The sequence below is a fragment of the Mesorhizobium sp. M1A.F.Ca.IN.022.06.1.1 genome, assembly GCF_003952605.1.
Taxonomy (GTDB): domain Bacteria; phylum Pseudomonadota; class Alphaproteobacteria; order Rhizobiales; family Rhizobiaceae; genus Mesorhizobium.
In genome coordinates this window covers 3,444,500-3,458,374 of the sequence record NZ_CP034455.1, presented here as the reverse complement: position 1 = coordinate 3,458,374, position 13,875 = coordinate 3,444,500, and the positions used below count along the sequence as shown (strand labels likewise).

Below are 13,875 nucleotides of genomic sequence, written 5' to 3'. Positions count from 1 at the left end.
ACTGATCCCTATTCGCTACTCCCTATTCGCTATTCGCTTCTTTACGCCGCTTCAGCCGCCAGGCGCTGCGCCTTCTCGACCGCTTCCTCGATGCCGCCAACCATGTAGAAGGCGGCTTCGGGCAGGTGGTCGTAGTCGCCGGCGCAAAGGCCCTTGAAGCCCTTGATGGTGTCGGCGAGGTCGACCAGCTTGCCCGGCGAGCCCGTGAACACTTCGGCGACGAAGAACGGCTGCGACAGGAAGCGCTCGATCTTGCGGGCGCGGGCAACGGTCTGCTTGTCCTCTTCCGACAGCTCGTCCATGCCAAGGATGGCGATGATGTCCTGCAGCGACTTGTAGCGCTGCAGGATCGACTGCACCTGGCGGGCGACCTGGTAGTGCTCCTCGCCGACGACCATCGGGTCGAGCATGCGCGAGGTCGAGTCGAGCGGATCAACGGCCGGGTAGATGCCCTTTTCCGAGATCGCGCGGTTGAGCACGGTCGTGGCGTCGAGGTGGGCGAAGGAGGTGGCCGGCGCCGGATCGGTCAAGTCGTCGGCCGGAACGTAGATGGCCTGCACCGAGGTGATCGAGCCCTTGGTCGTGGTCGTGATGCGCTCCTGCAGCGCGCCCATGTCGGTGGCGAGCGTCGGCTGATAGCCCACGGCCGAGGGGATGCGGCCGAGCAGCGCCGACACTTCCGATCCCGCCTGGGTGAAGCGGAAGATGTTGTCGACGAAGAACAGCACGTCCTGGCCCTGGTCGCGGAAATACTCGGCGACGGTGAGGCCGGTCAGGCCGACGCGGGCGCGCGCGCCCGGCGGCTCGTTCATCTGGCCGTACACCAGCGCGGCCTTGGAACCCTGGCCGCCGCCCTTCTTGTTGACGCCCGATTCGATAAACTCGTGATAGAGGTCGTTGCCTTCGCGGGTGCGCTCGCCGACACCGGCGAACACCGAGAAACCACCGTGAGCCTTGGCGACGTTGTTGATCAGTTCCTGGATCAGAACGGTCTTGCCGACGCCGGCGCCGCCGAACAGGCCGATCTTGCCGCCGCGGGCGTAAGGCGCCAGCAGGTCGAGAACCTTGATGCCGGTGACCAGGATCTGCGCTTCCGTCGACTGGTCGACATAGGCCGGGGCCGGCTGGTGGATGGCGCGCATTTCGACGGCGTCGACCGGGCCGGCCTCGTCGACCGGCTCGCCGATGACGTTGATGATGCGGCCGAGCATGCCCGGGCCGACCGGCACCGAAATCGGTCCGCCGGTGTCATAGACATCCTGGCCGCGCACGAGACCTTCGGTCGAGTCCATGGCGATGCACCGCACGGTGTTCTCGCCGAGATGCTGGGCGACTTCGAGGACGAGGCGGTTGCCGACATTGTCGGTTTCCAGCGCATTCAGAATGGCCGGCAAATGATCTTCGAACTGGACGTCGACGACGGCGCCGATGACCTGGCGCACCTTGCCGGCGGCGCCGACCCGCTTCGCCGCAACGCTGGCCGCCTTCGCCGGAGCCGCTGCCTTGGCCGGAGCGGCCGCCTTCTTGGCCGGAGCGGCATTCGCGGCTGCTGCCGGAGCCTTTGCCGCCTTGGGGGCCGGTGCCGCCTTGGCGGCGGTCTTCGGGGTAGCTGCTTTCGCCATCGTCTTTGCCCTTTTCGTCTGTCTGTTGCTCACGCCGTCTGCCGCGAGGTCGATGGCCTCGGCGGCGGGGCGCGCCTAGAGCGCCTCGGCGCCCGAAATGATTTCGATGAGTTCCTTGGTGATCTGCGCCTGCCGCTGGCGATTGTAGGTGATCGACAGCCTGTTGATCATATCGCCGGCGTTGCGCGTCGCATTGTCCATCGCGCTCATCTTGGCGCCCATCTCGCCGGCCGCGTTTTCCAGCAGCGCGCGGAAGATCTGCACCGCGATGTTGCGCGGGATGAGGTCGGAGAGGATCTCGCCCGGCTCCGGCTCGTATTCGTAGACGGCCGTGGCGCCGTTGCTCGTCTCGGCAGCGGCGGAAGCCGGGGCCGCCGGGATGATCTGCTGCGCCGTCGGAATCTGGCTGATCACCGACTTGAACTGCGAATAGAACAGCGTGCAGACGTCGAAGCCGCCCTGGTTGAACAGGTTGATCACCTTGCGCGCAATCGCATCGGCATTGACGAAGCCGAGCGTCTTGACCTCGCGCAAGTCGACGCGCTCGAGGATCAGCGAGCCGTACTCGCGGCGCAGGATGTCAAAACCCTTCTTGCCGACGCAGATGATCTTGACCTGCTTGCCGTCGGCGAGAAGCTTACGAATATGCTCGCGGGCCAGGCGCGCGATCTGGGAGTTGAAGCCGCCGCACAGGCCGCGCTCGGCGGTGCAGACGATGAGCAGATGCACGTCGTCCCTGCCGGTGCCGGTCATCAGCGCCGGCGCATCGCCGCCGCCGCCGATCGCCTGGGTGATGTTGGCCAGCACCGCCCCCATCCGCTCGGAATAGGGACGCGCCGCTTCCGCCGCTTCCTGCGCGCGACGCAGCTTCGCCGCGGCGACCATCTGCATCGCCTTGGTGATCTTCTGCGTCGCCTTGACCGAGGCGATACGGTTACGAAGGTCTTTTAATGAAGGCATGCTTCAAACCTGATCCCGTGCGTCCGGCTGCTCGTTAAGCGAAGGTCTTGGCGAAGGCGTCGATCTCGGCCTTGAGCTTGCCGCGCAGGTCGTCCGACAGCGCCTTCTCCTTGCGGATGCCGTCGAGCACGTCCTTGCCGGCCGAGCGCATGTGGCTGAGCAGGCCATGCTCGAACTTGCCGACCTGATTCAGCGCCAGCTTGTCGAGATAGCCATTGACGCCGGCGAAGATCACCGCGACCTGCTCTTCGGTCTTGAGCGGCGAGAACTGCGGCTGCTTCAGGAGCTCCGTCAGGCGCGAACCGCGATTGAGCAGACGCTGGGTGGCGGCGTCGAGGTCGGAGCCGAACTGCGCGAAGGCCGCCATTTCGCGGTACTGCGCGAGCTCGCCCTTGATCGAGCCGGCGACCTGCTTCATCGCCTTGACCTGCGCCGAGGAGCCGACGCGCGACACCGACAGACCGACGTTCACCGCCGGGCGGATGCCCTGGAAGAACAGGTTGGTCTCGAGGAAGATCTGGCCGTCGGTGATCGAGATCACGTTGGTCGGGATGTATGCCGACACGTCGTTGGCCTGCGTCTCGATGATGGGCAGCGCTGTCAGCGAGCCGTTGCCATTATCGTCATTGAGCTTCGCGGCGCGCTCCAGCAGGCGCGAATGCAGGTAGAACACGTCGCCCGGATAGGCTTCGCGACCCGGCGGGCGGCGCAGCAGCAGCGACATCTGGCGGTAGGCGACGGCCTGCTTCGACAGGTCGTCATAGCTGATGAGGGCATGCATGCCATTGTCGCGGAAATATTCGCCCATGGTGCAGCCGGCGAACGGCGCCAGGAACTGCATCGGCGCCGGATCCGACGCGGTGGCGGCGATGATGATGGAGTAGTCGAGCGCGCCGCGCTCCTCGAGCACCTTGACGAACTGCGCGACGGTCGAGCGCTTCTGGCCGACAGCGACGTAGACGCAGTAGAGCTTCTCCTTCTCCGGGCCGTTGTCGTGCACCGACTTCTGGTTCAGCATCGTGTCGAGGATGATGGCGGTCTTGCCGGTCTGACGGTCGCCGATGACCAGCTCGCGCTGGCCGCGGCCGACCGGGATAAGCGCGTCGATGGCCTTGAGGCCGGTCGACATCGGCTCATGCACCGACTTGCGCGGAATGATGCCGGGTGCCTTGACGTCGACGCGGCGGCGTTCGGTCGCCTGGATCGGGCCCTTGCCGTCGATCGGATTGCCGAGCGCGTCGACCACGCGGCCGAGCAGGCCGGGACCGACCGGAACGTCGACGATGGCGCCGGTGCGCTTGACGGTGTCGCCTTCCTTGATGTCGCGGTCGTTGCCGAAGATGACGACGCCGACATTGTCGGCTTCGAGGTTCAGCGCCATGCCGCGGATGCCGCCCGGGAATTCGACCATCTCGCCGGCCTGGACGTTGTCGAGCCCGTAGACGCGGGCAATGCCGTCACCGACGGACAGAACCTGGCCGACTTCGGAGACCTCGGCCTCCTTGCCGAAATTCTTGATCTGGTCTTTCAGAATTGCGGAAATTTCCGCGGCGCGGATGTCCATCAGCCGACCTCTTTCAGTGCAAGCTTGAGCGAATTGAGTTTGGTTTTGAGCGACGTATCGATCTGGCGCGAGCCCATCTTGACGATCAAGCCGCCGAGCAGCGACGGGTCGACGGTCATGGCGATGGCCACATCCTTGCCGGCGATGCCGGTCAGCGTCGCCTTGAGTTCGGCCTGCTGCGCATCCGTCAGCGCATGCGCGGAGGTGACTTCGGCGGACGCCTCGCCACGGTGGTCGGCGGCAATCTGGCGGAACGCCTTGATCATGCCGGGCACGGCGAACAGGCGGCGGTTGCGGGCGACGACGCGCAGGAAATTGCCGACGAGGCCGGTGATGTTGGCTCTGGAGATGATCGCCCCGATCGCCTTGGCCTGATCGTCGCTGGAGAACACCGGGCTGTTGATGAGCCGGGCAAGGTCGGCGCTGCCGTTCAGCATCGCCTCGAAATCGTTGAGGTCGGCCTCGACCTGGGCGACCGAATTTTCCTGCAGCGCGAGCTCGAACAACGAGCTTGCATAGCGCTCTGCGACAGCTGAGATTGGCGATGACGATTGGGCCACGGACCGTCTTTTCTCTTGTCTGACAGGCCGCAGATTGTTGGCGCGAGCGAAAACTCTGGCTAAATCTTTGACCTTACTACGATTTTTCCAAGCACGGAGGGATGGCTTCCGCTATCCCCGGCCGAAAGTCGATTGCCGTCTAGCACAGGCCTTTTGAGACCGCAATGCATCGTCCGGCATGGTTTTCAGGCACTTTTGTCGCATCAGGCGGCGAAGGCCGAGCCTGAGCGGCGGATTAGTCACGAATTCACGGTACGAAGCCGAAGGCGAAGGCAAGCGGCAGCGCCGCCAGGGCCAATTCAACCACGATGGAAGCCCAGTTGAAAGGTGTATTGGCGCCGTCCGACATCATCGACAAAAGCCGACCGAAAGCGGTGAACAGCCATGAGAAGCCGAGCGCCATATAGAGCAGCGGCTGCGCGAGCAGGATGCAACACAGGCTGACGCCGAGATAGAAGCCCGACATGCGGCCGCGCCCTTCGGCGATCGCCGCCGCTTTCTCCGGCTTTGCCTGCAGGCGCAGGATGCGGAAGGCGAGATTCGGCGCCAGGAAGAGGACGAGGCCGATGAGCAGCGTCACGACGGCGCTCGACCATGCCAGCCACTCGCCCTGGCTCGCCGGCCACGGAAACGCGAACTCCATCTGATCCCCTCGTAAAGTCTTGTTCTGAAATTGCCGGCATTCTAGCCGAGGAAAATCCGCGCGCCAGATGTCGGCCGGCACATTTGAAAAGACCGCAAGAGAAGAAGCGACAGAACAGCGCCCGATCAGGACAATGCGAAGTCGATCGCTGCCTCGGCATGGATGCGCGTGGTGTCGAACACCGGCATGTCGAAATCGCCCTGGCCGATCAGTATGGTGATCTCGGTGCAGCCCATGATGAGGCCGTCGATCTTTTCGTCGCGCCGCAGACGGCCGACTTCCTCGACGTAGGCGGACTTCGAGTCGGCTTTGACGACGCCTTGGCAGAGCTCATCATAGATAATCCGGTGCACCATGTCGCGGCCGGCCTGGGCGGGCACGACCGGCTGCAGGCCGTATTTGTCGGCGAGCCGCCCTTTATAGAAATCCTGTTCCATGGTGAAGCGTGTCGCCAGCAGCGCCGGGCGCTTCACGCCTGCGGCGACAACAGCGTGTCCAGTTGCGTCGGCGATATGGATAATGGGAATCGAGATGGCCGCTTGCACCGTGTCGGCGAGTTTGTGCATCGTGTTGGTGCAAATCATCAAGCCCTCGGCGCCGCCGGCCTCCAGCTTGCGCGCTGCTTTTACCAGAAGGACACCGGCGCCGTCCCAGTCGCCGGCATGCTGGCGTTCGGCGATCTCGGCGAAGTCGAACGACCAGAGCAACAGCTCGGCCGAATGCAGCCCGCCCAGCCGCTCGCGCACGATCTCGTTGAGCAGTCGGTAGTAGATCGCCGTCGATTCCCAGCTCATGCCGCCGATAAGGCCGAGGGTTTTCATAAAGCGAGCACTCCGTTGGGACTGTCTTTCTCGCTTATAGGAAGCTCTGCGGGTCGATGTCGACCTGCACCCTGACGGAGCCGCGCAGCTTCGGCCCCTCCGCCAGCATGGCTCGAATAAACCCTTGCATGTCCGCGCGCCGCCCGCCCTGGACAAGCAAGCGGAAGCGGTGGCGGCCGCCGATCAGCGACAGCGGCGCCTCGGCCGGTCCGAGCACGAAGAGATCGGAGGCTGTAGGTGCCGCGCGCCGCAAGCCCCGCGCATGGGTTTCGGCCTCGGCGCGTGTCGCGGCACTGACGATGATGCCGGCGAGCCGGCCGAACGGTGGCAGCGCGGCGCGCTCCCGCTCCGCGATTTCGCGCTCGTAGAAGGCTTCCGAATCGCCGGAGACGATCGCCCGCATCACCGGATGGTCGGGCTGGTAGGTCTGCAGCAGGCCGAGGCTCTTCTTGCCGGTGCGGCCCGCGCGCCCGGTCACCTGGCTGAGCAGCTGGAAGGTGCGCTCGGCGGCGCGCGGATCGCCATTGGCGAGGCCGAGATCGGCGTCGACCACGCCGACGAGCGTCATGCCGGGGAAGTTGTGACCCTTGGCGACGAGCTGCGTGCCGATGACGATATCGGCCTCGCCATTGGCGACGGCCTCGAGCTCGAGCCGCAGCCGGCGCACGCCGCCCAAGAGATCGGACGACAATACGATCGTGCGGGCTTCCGGGAAATGCGCCACCACTTCCTCGGCGATGCGCTCGACGCCCGGCCCGCAGGCGACCAGATGATCGAGCGTGCCGCATTCCGGGCAGGCTTCCGGCCGCCGCTCATTGTGGCCGCAATGATGGCAGACGAGCTGGCCGCGAAAGCGATGCTCGACCAGCCAGGCCGAGCAGACCGGGCAGCCGAAGCGATGGCCGCAGACGCGGCAGAGCGTCAGCGGCGCATAGCCGCGCCGGTTGAGGAAGAGCAGCGACTGCTCTTGTCTCTCCAGCGTGCGCTCCATCTGCTCCAGAAGGAGAGGCGACAGAAAACCGCCGCGCGCCGGCGGCGCGCGCCGCATGTCGATCGATTTCAGGTCGGGGAGCGCCGCCTCGGCAAAACGCGCCGACAGCACCGCGCGCTGGTAGCGGCCCTGGCTGGCGTTGACGCGGCTCTCGACCGACGGCGTCGCCGAGGCGAGCACGACCGGGAAAGCGCCGATATGGCCGCGCACCACCGCCATGTCGCGCGCATTATAGAAGACGCGGTCTTCCTGTTTGTAGGCCGGGTCATGCTCCTCGTCGACGACGATCAGGCCTAGCTCCTTGAACGGCAAGAACAGCGCCGAGCGCGCCCCGGCGACGACGCGCACGCCACCCTCCGCCACCTGTCGCCAGACGCGTTCGCGCATCCGGGGCGGCAGGTCCGAATGCCACTCCGCCGGTTTGGCTCCGAAGCGGTCCTGGAAGCGCTCGAGGAAAGCGTGCGTCAGCGCGATCTCCGGCAGCAGGATCAGCACCTGCTTGCCCTTGTCGAGCGCCGCCGCCACCGCCTCGAAATAGACTTCCGTCTTGCCCGATCCGGTGACGCCGTCGAGCAGGGTGACGTTGAAGGCGCCGGCGGCGGTCGCCGCGCGCAGCTTCTCGGCCGCCGCCTTCTGGTCCGGCATCAATGCCGGCACAGCATGGCCGGGATCGGGTGCGGCGACCACCGGCCTTGGCGGGATCATCACCGTCTCGAACACGCCTTGTGCCCTCAAGCCATCGATGACGGTCGAGGAGACACCCGCCGCATGGGCGAGACCGGAGCGCGTCCAGGCAAGCCCGCCTTCGGCCGTCTCCAGCACGCGGCGTCGCGCGTCGGTCAATCGGTCGGGCTCGGCAAGCGTGCGCTGCAGGCCTTCGATCCACGGCTCCGGGTCGAAAGCTTCCGGCGCCCTCAACAACATCCGCGCCACCATGCCGGGCGCCGACAGCGTGTATTGGGCGATCCAGTCGACGAAACGGCGCATCGCCTTGTCGATCGGCGGGCAGTCGAAGACCTCCTCGATCGGCCGCAGCTTTTTCGGATCGACGGATTCGACGACGGCGTCCCAGACGATGCCGGCGACCTGCCGCGGCCCCAGCGGCACGCGCACGATCGAGCCCGGCACCACGCGCATGCCTGGCGGCACGGCATATGTGTAGGGCCGTTCGGCCGGCATCGGCACCAGCACCGGCGCGGCCGCGACAAAGGGCGAATCTTCGATCATCGGGCGTGACCTTGCCCCGACTTTGCTCTAGATCAAAGGGGACCCCCGCATCTGCCTGGCCGGCGTCAGGCAATCCCCAAGGAGACAGCCATGAAGTTTTTTGTCGATACCGCTGACATCAAGGAAATTAAGGAGCTGCACGATCTGGGGCTGCTCGATGGCGTCACCACCAACCCGTCGCTAATCCTGAAATCGGGCGGCAAGATCGCCGAGGTCACCAAGCAGATCTGCGACATTGTCGAAGGCCCGGTCTCGGCCGAGGTCGTGGCGACCGAGTACAAGGAGATGATGGCCGAGGCCGAGGTGCTGGCCAAGATCGCACCGAATGTGGCCATCAAGGTGCCGCTGACGCTGGATGGTCTGAAGGCCTGCAAGACGATCCGCACCGAGATGAACCGCATGGTCAACGTCACGCTCTGCTTCTCGGCCAACCAGGCGCTGCTTGCCGCCAAGGCCGGCGCCTCCTTCATCTCGCCCTTCGTCGGCCGCATCGACGACACCGGCTCGGACGGCATGGAGCTGATCTCGGAAATCCGCACCATCTACGACAATTACGATTTCAAGACCGAGATTCTGACCGCTTCCGTGCGTACGGTGAACCACGTCAAGCAGGCGGCTTTGATCGGCGCCGATATCGTGACCGCGCCGCCGGCGACGTTGAAGGCGCTGGTCAACCATCCGCTCACCGACAAGGGCCTCGCCGCCTTCCTCGCCGACTGGGCCAAGACCGGCCAGAAGATTGGCTGAGGCCCGAGATCAGACAACAAAAAGGCCGGGATAACCTGGCCTTTTTGTTGCATCGAATAGGGAAATAGCGCGGCGGCGCTCAGAGACCAGCTCAGGCCTTCTTGCCATTCTTGGCCAGGTCCTGGGCGATCGCCAGCCTGAGCAGATCGGCGAGCTCGCGGGCGGCGCGGTTCTCGGCGTCGATCTGCGCCCGGTAGGCCGCAAACTCCTGGCGCGGCCGGTCGAAGGAGGAAGGAATCGAGCGCTTGCCGAGCGCGACCACAGTGCCGGTCGCGGCGTCTCTGAGCACATAATTGGCGGTGAGGGTCACGGTGCCGGCCGTCGGCTCGTCCTCTTCGGTCTGCACCTGAACGATGGCCGCCGACTCGACAAGCTCGGTGACGCCGAGGTCGAGCGTATAGGCAGGCGATGCCGGCTCGCCCGAGCCCTGGCCGAAAGCGAAGATCAGGTTGTTGCGCACCTGCTGTGCAGGGCGCGTGCTCACCGGCTTGATCGAGATCGACGCCAGCTCGGCGGCGGCCCCGACCTGCGAGCCGGCGGTGAGCGGCGCGCTGGAATAGAGCGGCCGCACCGTGCAGGCGGAGACCAGTGCCAGCGAGGCGATCAGGCCGCTGAGAGCAGCGCGACGCAGCAAACGCGCCGCCTGTGACTTTTCCGGATCAGGCAACGACATTGACGATCCTCTGCGGGACGATGATCACCTTGCGCGGGGCTTTACCATCGAGCGCTTTCTGCACGAAGTCGAGAGCCAGCACCGCTTTTTCGACGGCACCTTGATCCGCGTCGCGGGCAATTGTCAAATCCCCGCGCTTCTTGCCGTTGACCTGCACCGGCAGCATGATCTCGTTGTCGACGACCAGGGCCGGATCGTAGGCAGGCCACGGCCGTTCGGCGACCATCTCGGTGCCGCCCAACGCCTCCCAGCATTCCTCGGCCAGATGCGGCATCACCGGCGCGATCACATGCACCAGGATCTCGACGGCCTCGCGGCAGGCGCCCTTCAGCGCCGCGTCAGCCTTGCCTTCGGCGACGTCGTTGAGCGGCACGGCCAGCGCATTGGCAAGCTCGTAGATGCGGGCGATAGCTCGGTTGAAGCCGAGCTTCTCGATGTCCTCGCCGATCGCCTTAAGAATCTTGTGCGCGGCCTTGGAAACGGCACCTGCCTCGCCTTCGCTCGCCGCGGCCGGCTTCACGTCGCCAAGCTGTTCGGCCGCGATCTGCACCAGGCGCCAGACGCGCTGCACGAAGCGATGCGCGCCGGCGGCACCTTCGTCGGTCCATTCGACGTCGCGCTCGGGTGGCGAATCCGACAGCATGAACCAGCGCGCGGTATCGGCTCCGTAGCCGTCGGTGATCTCCTCCGGACTCACCGTGTTCTTCTTCGATTTCGACATCTTCTCGAGCGCGCCGATCGACGCTTCCTCGCCGGTCGCGATCTCGATGGCGCGGCGCTTGCCGCCGGCATCCTCGATCCTGACCTCGCTCGGCGACAGCCAGCGCCCATTTGTCGACGGACCGCCGACGCGGTAGGTCTCGTGTACCACCATGCCTTGCGTGAACAGGCCCTTGAACGGCTCGGCGAGGTTCAAATGGCCGGTCTCGCGCATGGCACGCGTGAAGAAGCGCGAATAGAGCAGATGCAGGATCGCGTGCTCGATGCCGCCGATATACTGGTCCACCGCCAGCCACTCGTCGGCCGCCTTCGGCTCGGTCGGCTCGTTCGCCCAGGGGGCGGTGAAGCGCGCGAAATACCACGACGAATCGACGAATGTATCCATCGTGTCGGTCTCGCGCCGCGCGTCGCGCCCGCATTGCGGGCATTTCACGTGACGCCATGTCGGATGCCGATCGAGCGGATTGCCCGGACGGTCGAACTCGATGTCGTCAGGCAGTTTCACCGGCAGATCGGCCTTCGGCACCGGCACCACGCCGCAGGCCTCGCAGTGGATCATCGGGATCGGGCAGCCCCAGTAGCGCTGGCGCGAGATGCCCCAATCGCGCAGGCGGAAATTCACCTTGCGCTCCGCCATCGGCCGGCCGCCGATCGTCTTCTGTTCGAGCAGCTTCGCCACCTCGTCGAACGCGCGCTGCGGCTTCATGCCGTCGAGGAAGCGCGAATTGATCATCACGCCGTCGTCGACATAGGCCTCCTCGGTGATCTGGAAGCTTTTTGCGTCGCCGTCTTCCGGCATCACTACCGGGACTACCGGCAGGCCGTATTTGTTGGCGAAGTCGAGGTCGCGCTGATCGCCCGACGGGCAGCCGAAGATGGCGCCCGTGCCATACTCCATCAGCACGAAATTCGCGACGTAGACAGGCAGCGTCCAGCCGTCGTCGAAAGGATGGACGACGCGGATGCCGGTATCGAAACCCTTCTTTTCGGCCGTCTCAAGCGCCGCCACCGAGGTGCCCATATGGCGGACCTCGTCGATGAACTTGGCCAGCGCCGGATTGTTCTCGGCGGCTTGTTTGGCCAGCGGATGATCCGCCGCGACCGCCATGAAGGAGGCACCGAAGATGGTGTCCGGCCTGGTCGTGTAGACTTCCAGCTCGTGCATGTCGCCGCCGATCTTGGCAGAGCTTGCAGCCGCCAGCGGCCAGCGGATCAGCAGCCCTTCCGAGCGGCCGATCCAGTTATGCTGCATCAGCTTGACCTTCTCCGGCCATTCGTCGAGACGGCCGAGCGAATCCAGCAGGTCCTGCGCGAAATCGGTGATCTTGAAGAACCACTGCGTCAACTCGCGCTGCTCGACCAGCGCGCCCGAGCGCCAGCCGCGGCCGTCGATGACCTGCTCGTTGGCGAGCACCGTCATGTCTGCCGGGTCCCAGTTGACCTTGGAGGATTTGCGCGTCACCAGCCCCTTCTCGACGAAGTCGAGGAACAGCATCTGCTGGCGGTGATAGTAGTCGACGTCGCATGTGGCGAACTCCCGCGCCCAGTCGAGCGACAGGCCCATCATCTTGAGCTGCTCGCGCATGACGGCGATGTTTTCGTAGGTCCAGTCCTTGGGATGGACCTTGTTCTGCATCGCGGCATTCTCGGCCGGCATGCCGAAGGCGTCCCAACCCATCGGGTGCAGCACGTTGAAGCCCTTGGCCCGCTTGTAGCGCGCGACGACGTCGCCCATCGTATAGTTGCGGGTGTGGCCGATATGGATCTTCCCCGAGGGATAAGGGAACATCTCGAGCACGTAGTATTTCGGCTTCGGGTCCTCGTTCCTGGCCTCGAACAGCTTCTTTTCGGCCCAGGCCTTCTGCCATTTGGGCTCTGACGTGCGCGGATTGTATCGTTCGGTTGCCATCAGATGTTTTTCACTTAAAAGCGGGTGCGCGGCGCTGGGCAAGGCCGGCAGCCGAGACAATGTCGTCGCGGTGTTCACCATGGATTGCCAGACCCGTCAACTGTGGCGATCCGGCGTTGGTGCTAAAACTATGGGCAGGATATGGACATGACGAGCCCCGTCGAACAGCTTCGCGCGGTCAAGGCGAAGATCGCAAGCGCCGAACGCGAGGCAAAGCGTGAGCCCGGCGCCGTCATGCTGGTTGCGGTCTCGAAGACCTTCGCGGCCGAAGATATCCGCCCGGTCATCGAGGCGGGCCAGCGTGTTTTCGGCGAGAACCGCGTGCAGGAAGCTCAAGGTAAATGGCCGGCGCTGAAAGCGGCGTTTCCCGACATCGAGCTGCACTTGATCGGGCCGCTGCAGTCCAACAAGACGAAGGAAGCGGTGGCGCTTTTCGATGTCATCGAGACCGTCGATCGCGAGAAGATCGCCGCCGAGCTTGCCAAGGAGACCGCCAGGCAAGGCCGGGCGCCGAAACTCTATGTCCAGGTCAACACCGGTTCCGAGCCGCAGAAGGCCGGCATCGAGCCGCGCGACGCCGTCGCTTTCGTCAAACGCTGCCGCGAGGTGCACGGCCTCGCCATTGAGGGCCTCATGTGCATCCCGCCGGCGGACGAGAATCCCGGCCCGCATTTCGCGCTTTTGGAAAAGATCGCTGGCGAGGCCGGCGTCGCAATGCTCTCGATGGGCATGTCCGGCGATTACGAGACCGCGATCGCCTTCGGCGCGACCAGCGTCAGGCTGGGCTCGGCGATTTTCGGCAGTCGCTAAGCGCCTCGAGACGCTGGTAGCGATCTTGTTACCGACCCGACAATCGATCGATAACGCTTCCGCCAGCGCTTGAAACGAACCGGGCCGTTCCTACCAAGCCCGCGGATGACGAGTGATGGGCGTTTCCGCCAAACATTCGACGTACAGAGAACCTCTGCGCCGCTCAGTGCAGCACGAACTCCCCGTCCACTTTCCGCCACTCGTTCGGCGCGATCAGCTTCTGGTGCGTGTACGTCACCGAATGCAGCGGGCCGTCGAGCTTGGTCTTCCAGAATTCGATGAAGCGGATCAGCACCGGAAACTCCGGCGCGATGTCGTAATCCTGCCAGATATAGCTTTGCAGCAGATGTGGATGGTCTGGGAAGTGATAAAGGATCTTGGCCGTGGTCAGCCCATAGCCGCTGAGCATCAAGTCCATTTCGAGATGATGGCGCATTGCCGTCCTCAGTTGATTCTCCTTTCCTCCCAACGCGAAACTCTGCGCCTCGTTGCTTAACCGTCTATTGATTTTCGCACATCAGACCCAAGTTTTCCATCGGAAAAACAGACGGTTAGCAGCCCTAGGGCGAGAGTGCTGACAGGCGTTTGCACTTGCCCCTGCGTCATCCCGCCGCGCGAATCCAACGTC

General features: G+C 64.7%; 12 protein-coding genes. 2 read left to right on the top strand and 10 right to left on the bottom strand.

Going from position 1 to position 13,875, the window contains the following annotated elements:
* Positions 1 to 41: 41 nt before the first annotated feature.
* From atpD to EJ078_RS16465, 7 genes are all read right to left on the bottom strand, one after another.
* Positions 42 to 1,622: a F0F1 ATP synthase subunit beta gene (gene atpD, locus EJ078_RS16495; protein ID WP_067002177.1), complete on the bottom strand. Its 1,581-nt coding sequence runs from the start codon at positions 1,620 to 1,622 to the stop codon at positions 42 to 44.
* A gap of 75 nt (positions 1,623 to 1,697) precedes the next feature.
* Entirely contained in the window at positions 1,698 to 2,582 is an 885-nt protein-coding gene (locus EJ078_RS16490) for a F0F1 ATP synthase subunit gamma (RefSeq protein WP_067001531.1), read from the bottom strand.
* A 34-nt stretch (positions 2,583 to 2,616) separates the two neighbouring features.
* Positions 2,617 to 4,146: a F0F1 ATP synthase subunit alpha gene (atpA, locus tag EJ078_RS16485; protein WP_067001528.1), complete on the bottom strand. Its 1,530-nt coding sequence runs from the start codon at positions 4,144 to 4,146 to the stop codon at positions 2,617 to 2,619.
* Positions 4,146 to 4,706, bottom strand: coding sequence for a F0F1 ATP synthase subunit delta (locus EJ078_RS16480; protein ID WP_067324965.1), 561 nt, complete (start codon positions 4,704 to 4,706; stop codon positions 4,146 to 4,148). The genes atpA and EJ078_RS16480 overlap by 1 nt, the downstream gene beginning before the upstream one ends.
* A 247-nt stretch (positions 4,707 to 4,953) precedes the next feature.
* Positions 4,954 to 5,349, bottom strand: coding sequence for a DUF4345 family protein (locus tag EJ078_RS16475; RefSeq protein ID WP_067324963.1), 396 nt, complete (start codon positions 5,347 to 5,349; stop codon positions 4,954 to 4,956).
* A 125-nt stretch (positions 5,350 to 5,474) separates the two neighbouring features.
* Positions 5,475 to 6,170, bottom strand: a complete 696-nt coding sequence (locus EJ078_RS16470) for an aspartate/glutamate racemase family protein (protein ID WP_127214112.1) — start codon at positions 6,168 to 6,170, stop codon at positions 5,475 to 5,477.
* A 34-nt stretch (positions 6,171 to 6,204) separates the two neighbouring features.
* A complete protein-coding gene (locus EJ078_RS16465; protein WP_067324959.1) occupies positions 6,205 to 8,388 on the bottom strand; it encodes a primosomal protein N' in 2,184 nt (727 codons plus the stop codon).
* Between the two features lie 90 nt (positions 8,389 to 8,478).
* On the opposite strand from EJ078_RS16465, the gene fsa reads away from it, so the two are divergent.
* Positions 8,479 to 9,135, top strand: a complete 657-nt coding sequence (gene fsa, locus EJ078_RS16460; RefSeq protein WP_095799713.1) for a fructose-6-phosphate aldolase — start codon at positions 8,479 to 8,481, stop codon at positions 9,133 to 9,135.
* A gap of 91 nt (positions 9,136 to 9,226) precedes the next feature.
* Here fsa and lptE read toward each other — a convergent pair whose 3' ends face one another.
* Positions 9,227 to 9,808 carry an LPS assembly lipoprotein LptE gene (lptE, locus tag EJ078_RS16455; protein WP_067324955.1) on the bottom strand — a complete coding sequence of 194 codons (582 nt, stop codon included), beginning with the start codon at positions 9,806 to 9,808 and terminating at the stop codon, positions 9,227 to 9,229.
* Positions 9,795 to 12,437, bottom strand: a complete 2,643-nt coding sequence (gene leuS / locus EJ078_RS16450) for a leucine--tRNA ligase (protein WP_127214110.1) — start codon at positions 12,435 to 12,437, stop codon at positions 9,795 to 9,797. Before leuS ends, lptE begins: the two co-directional genes overlap by 14 nt.
* Positions 12,438 to 12,584: 147 nt before the next feature.
* On the opposite strand from leuS, the gene EJ078_RS16445 reads away from it, so the two are divergent.
* A complete protein-coding gene (locus EJ078_RS16445) occupies positions 12,585 to 13,247 on the top strand; it encodes a YggS family pyridoxal phosphate-dependent enzyme (RefSeq protein ID WP_095799960.1) in 663 nt (220 codons plus the stop codon).
* 163 nt (positions 13,248 to 13,410) lie between these two features.
* Here the strand turns inward: EJ078_RS16445 and EJ078_RS16440 are convergent, their stop codons facing one another.
* Positions 13,411 to 13,683, bottom strand: a complete 273-nt coding sequence (locus tag EJ078_RS16440; protein WP_067001506.1) for an aspartate-semialdehyde dehydrogenase — start codon at positions 13,681 to 13,683, stop codon at positions 13,411 to 13,413.
* Positions 13,684 to 13,875: the final 192 nt, after the last annotated feature.

Coding starts and splice junctions, on each gene's coding strand:
- atpD (WP_067002177.1), bottom strand. CDS start 1,622: ATGGCGAAAGCAGCTACCCCGAAGACCGCCGCCAAGGCGGCACCGGCC.
- EJ078_RS16490 (WP_067001531.1), bottom strand. CDS start 2,582: ATGCCTTCATTAAAAGACCTTCGTAACCGTATCGCCTCGGTCAAGGCG.
- atpA (WP_067001528.1), bottom strand. CDS start 4,146: ATGGACATCCGCGCCGCGGAAATTTCCGCAATTCTGAAAGACCAGATC.
- EJ078_RS16475 (WP_067324963.1), bottom strand. CDS start 5,349: ATGGAGTTCGCGTTTCCGTGGCCGGCGAGCCAGGGCGAGTGGCTGGCA.
- EJ078_RS16470 (WP_127214112.1), bottom strand. CDS start 6,170: ATGAAAACCCTCGGCCTTATCGGCGGCATGAGCTGGGAATCGACGGCG.
- EJ078_RS16465 (WP_067324959.1), bottom strand. CDS start 8,388: ATGATCGAAGATTCGCCCTTTGTCGCGGCCGCGCCGGTGCTGGTGCCG.
- fsa (WP_095799713.1), top strand. CDS start 8,479: ATGAAGTTTTTTGTCGATACCGCTGACATCAAGGAAATTAAGGAGCTG.
- lptE (WP_067324955.1), bottom strand. CDS start 9,808: ATGTCGTTGCCTGATCCGGAAAAGTCACAGGCGGCGCGTTTGCTGCGT.
- leuS (WP_127214110.1), bottom strand. CDS start 12,437: ATGGCAACCGAACGATACAATCCGCGCACGTCAGAGCCCAAATGGCAG.
- EJ078_RS16445 (WP_095799960.1), top strand. CDS start 12,585: ATGACGAGCCCCGTCGAACAGCTTCGCGCGGTCAAGGCGAAGATCGCA.
- EJ078_RS16440 (WP_067001506.1), bottom strand. CDS start 13,683: ATGCGCCATCATCTCGAAATGGACTTGATGCTCAGCGGCTATGGGCTG.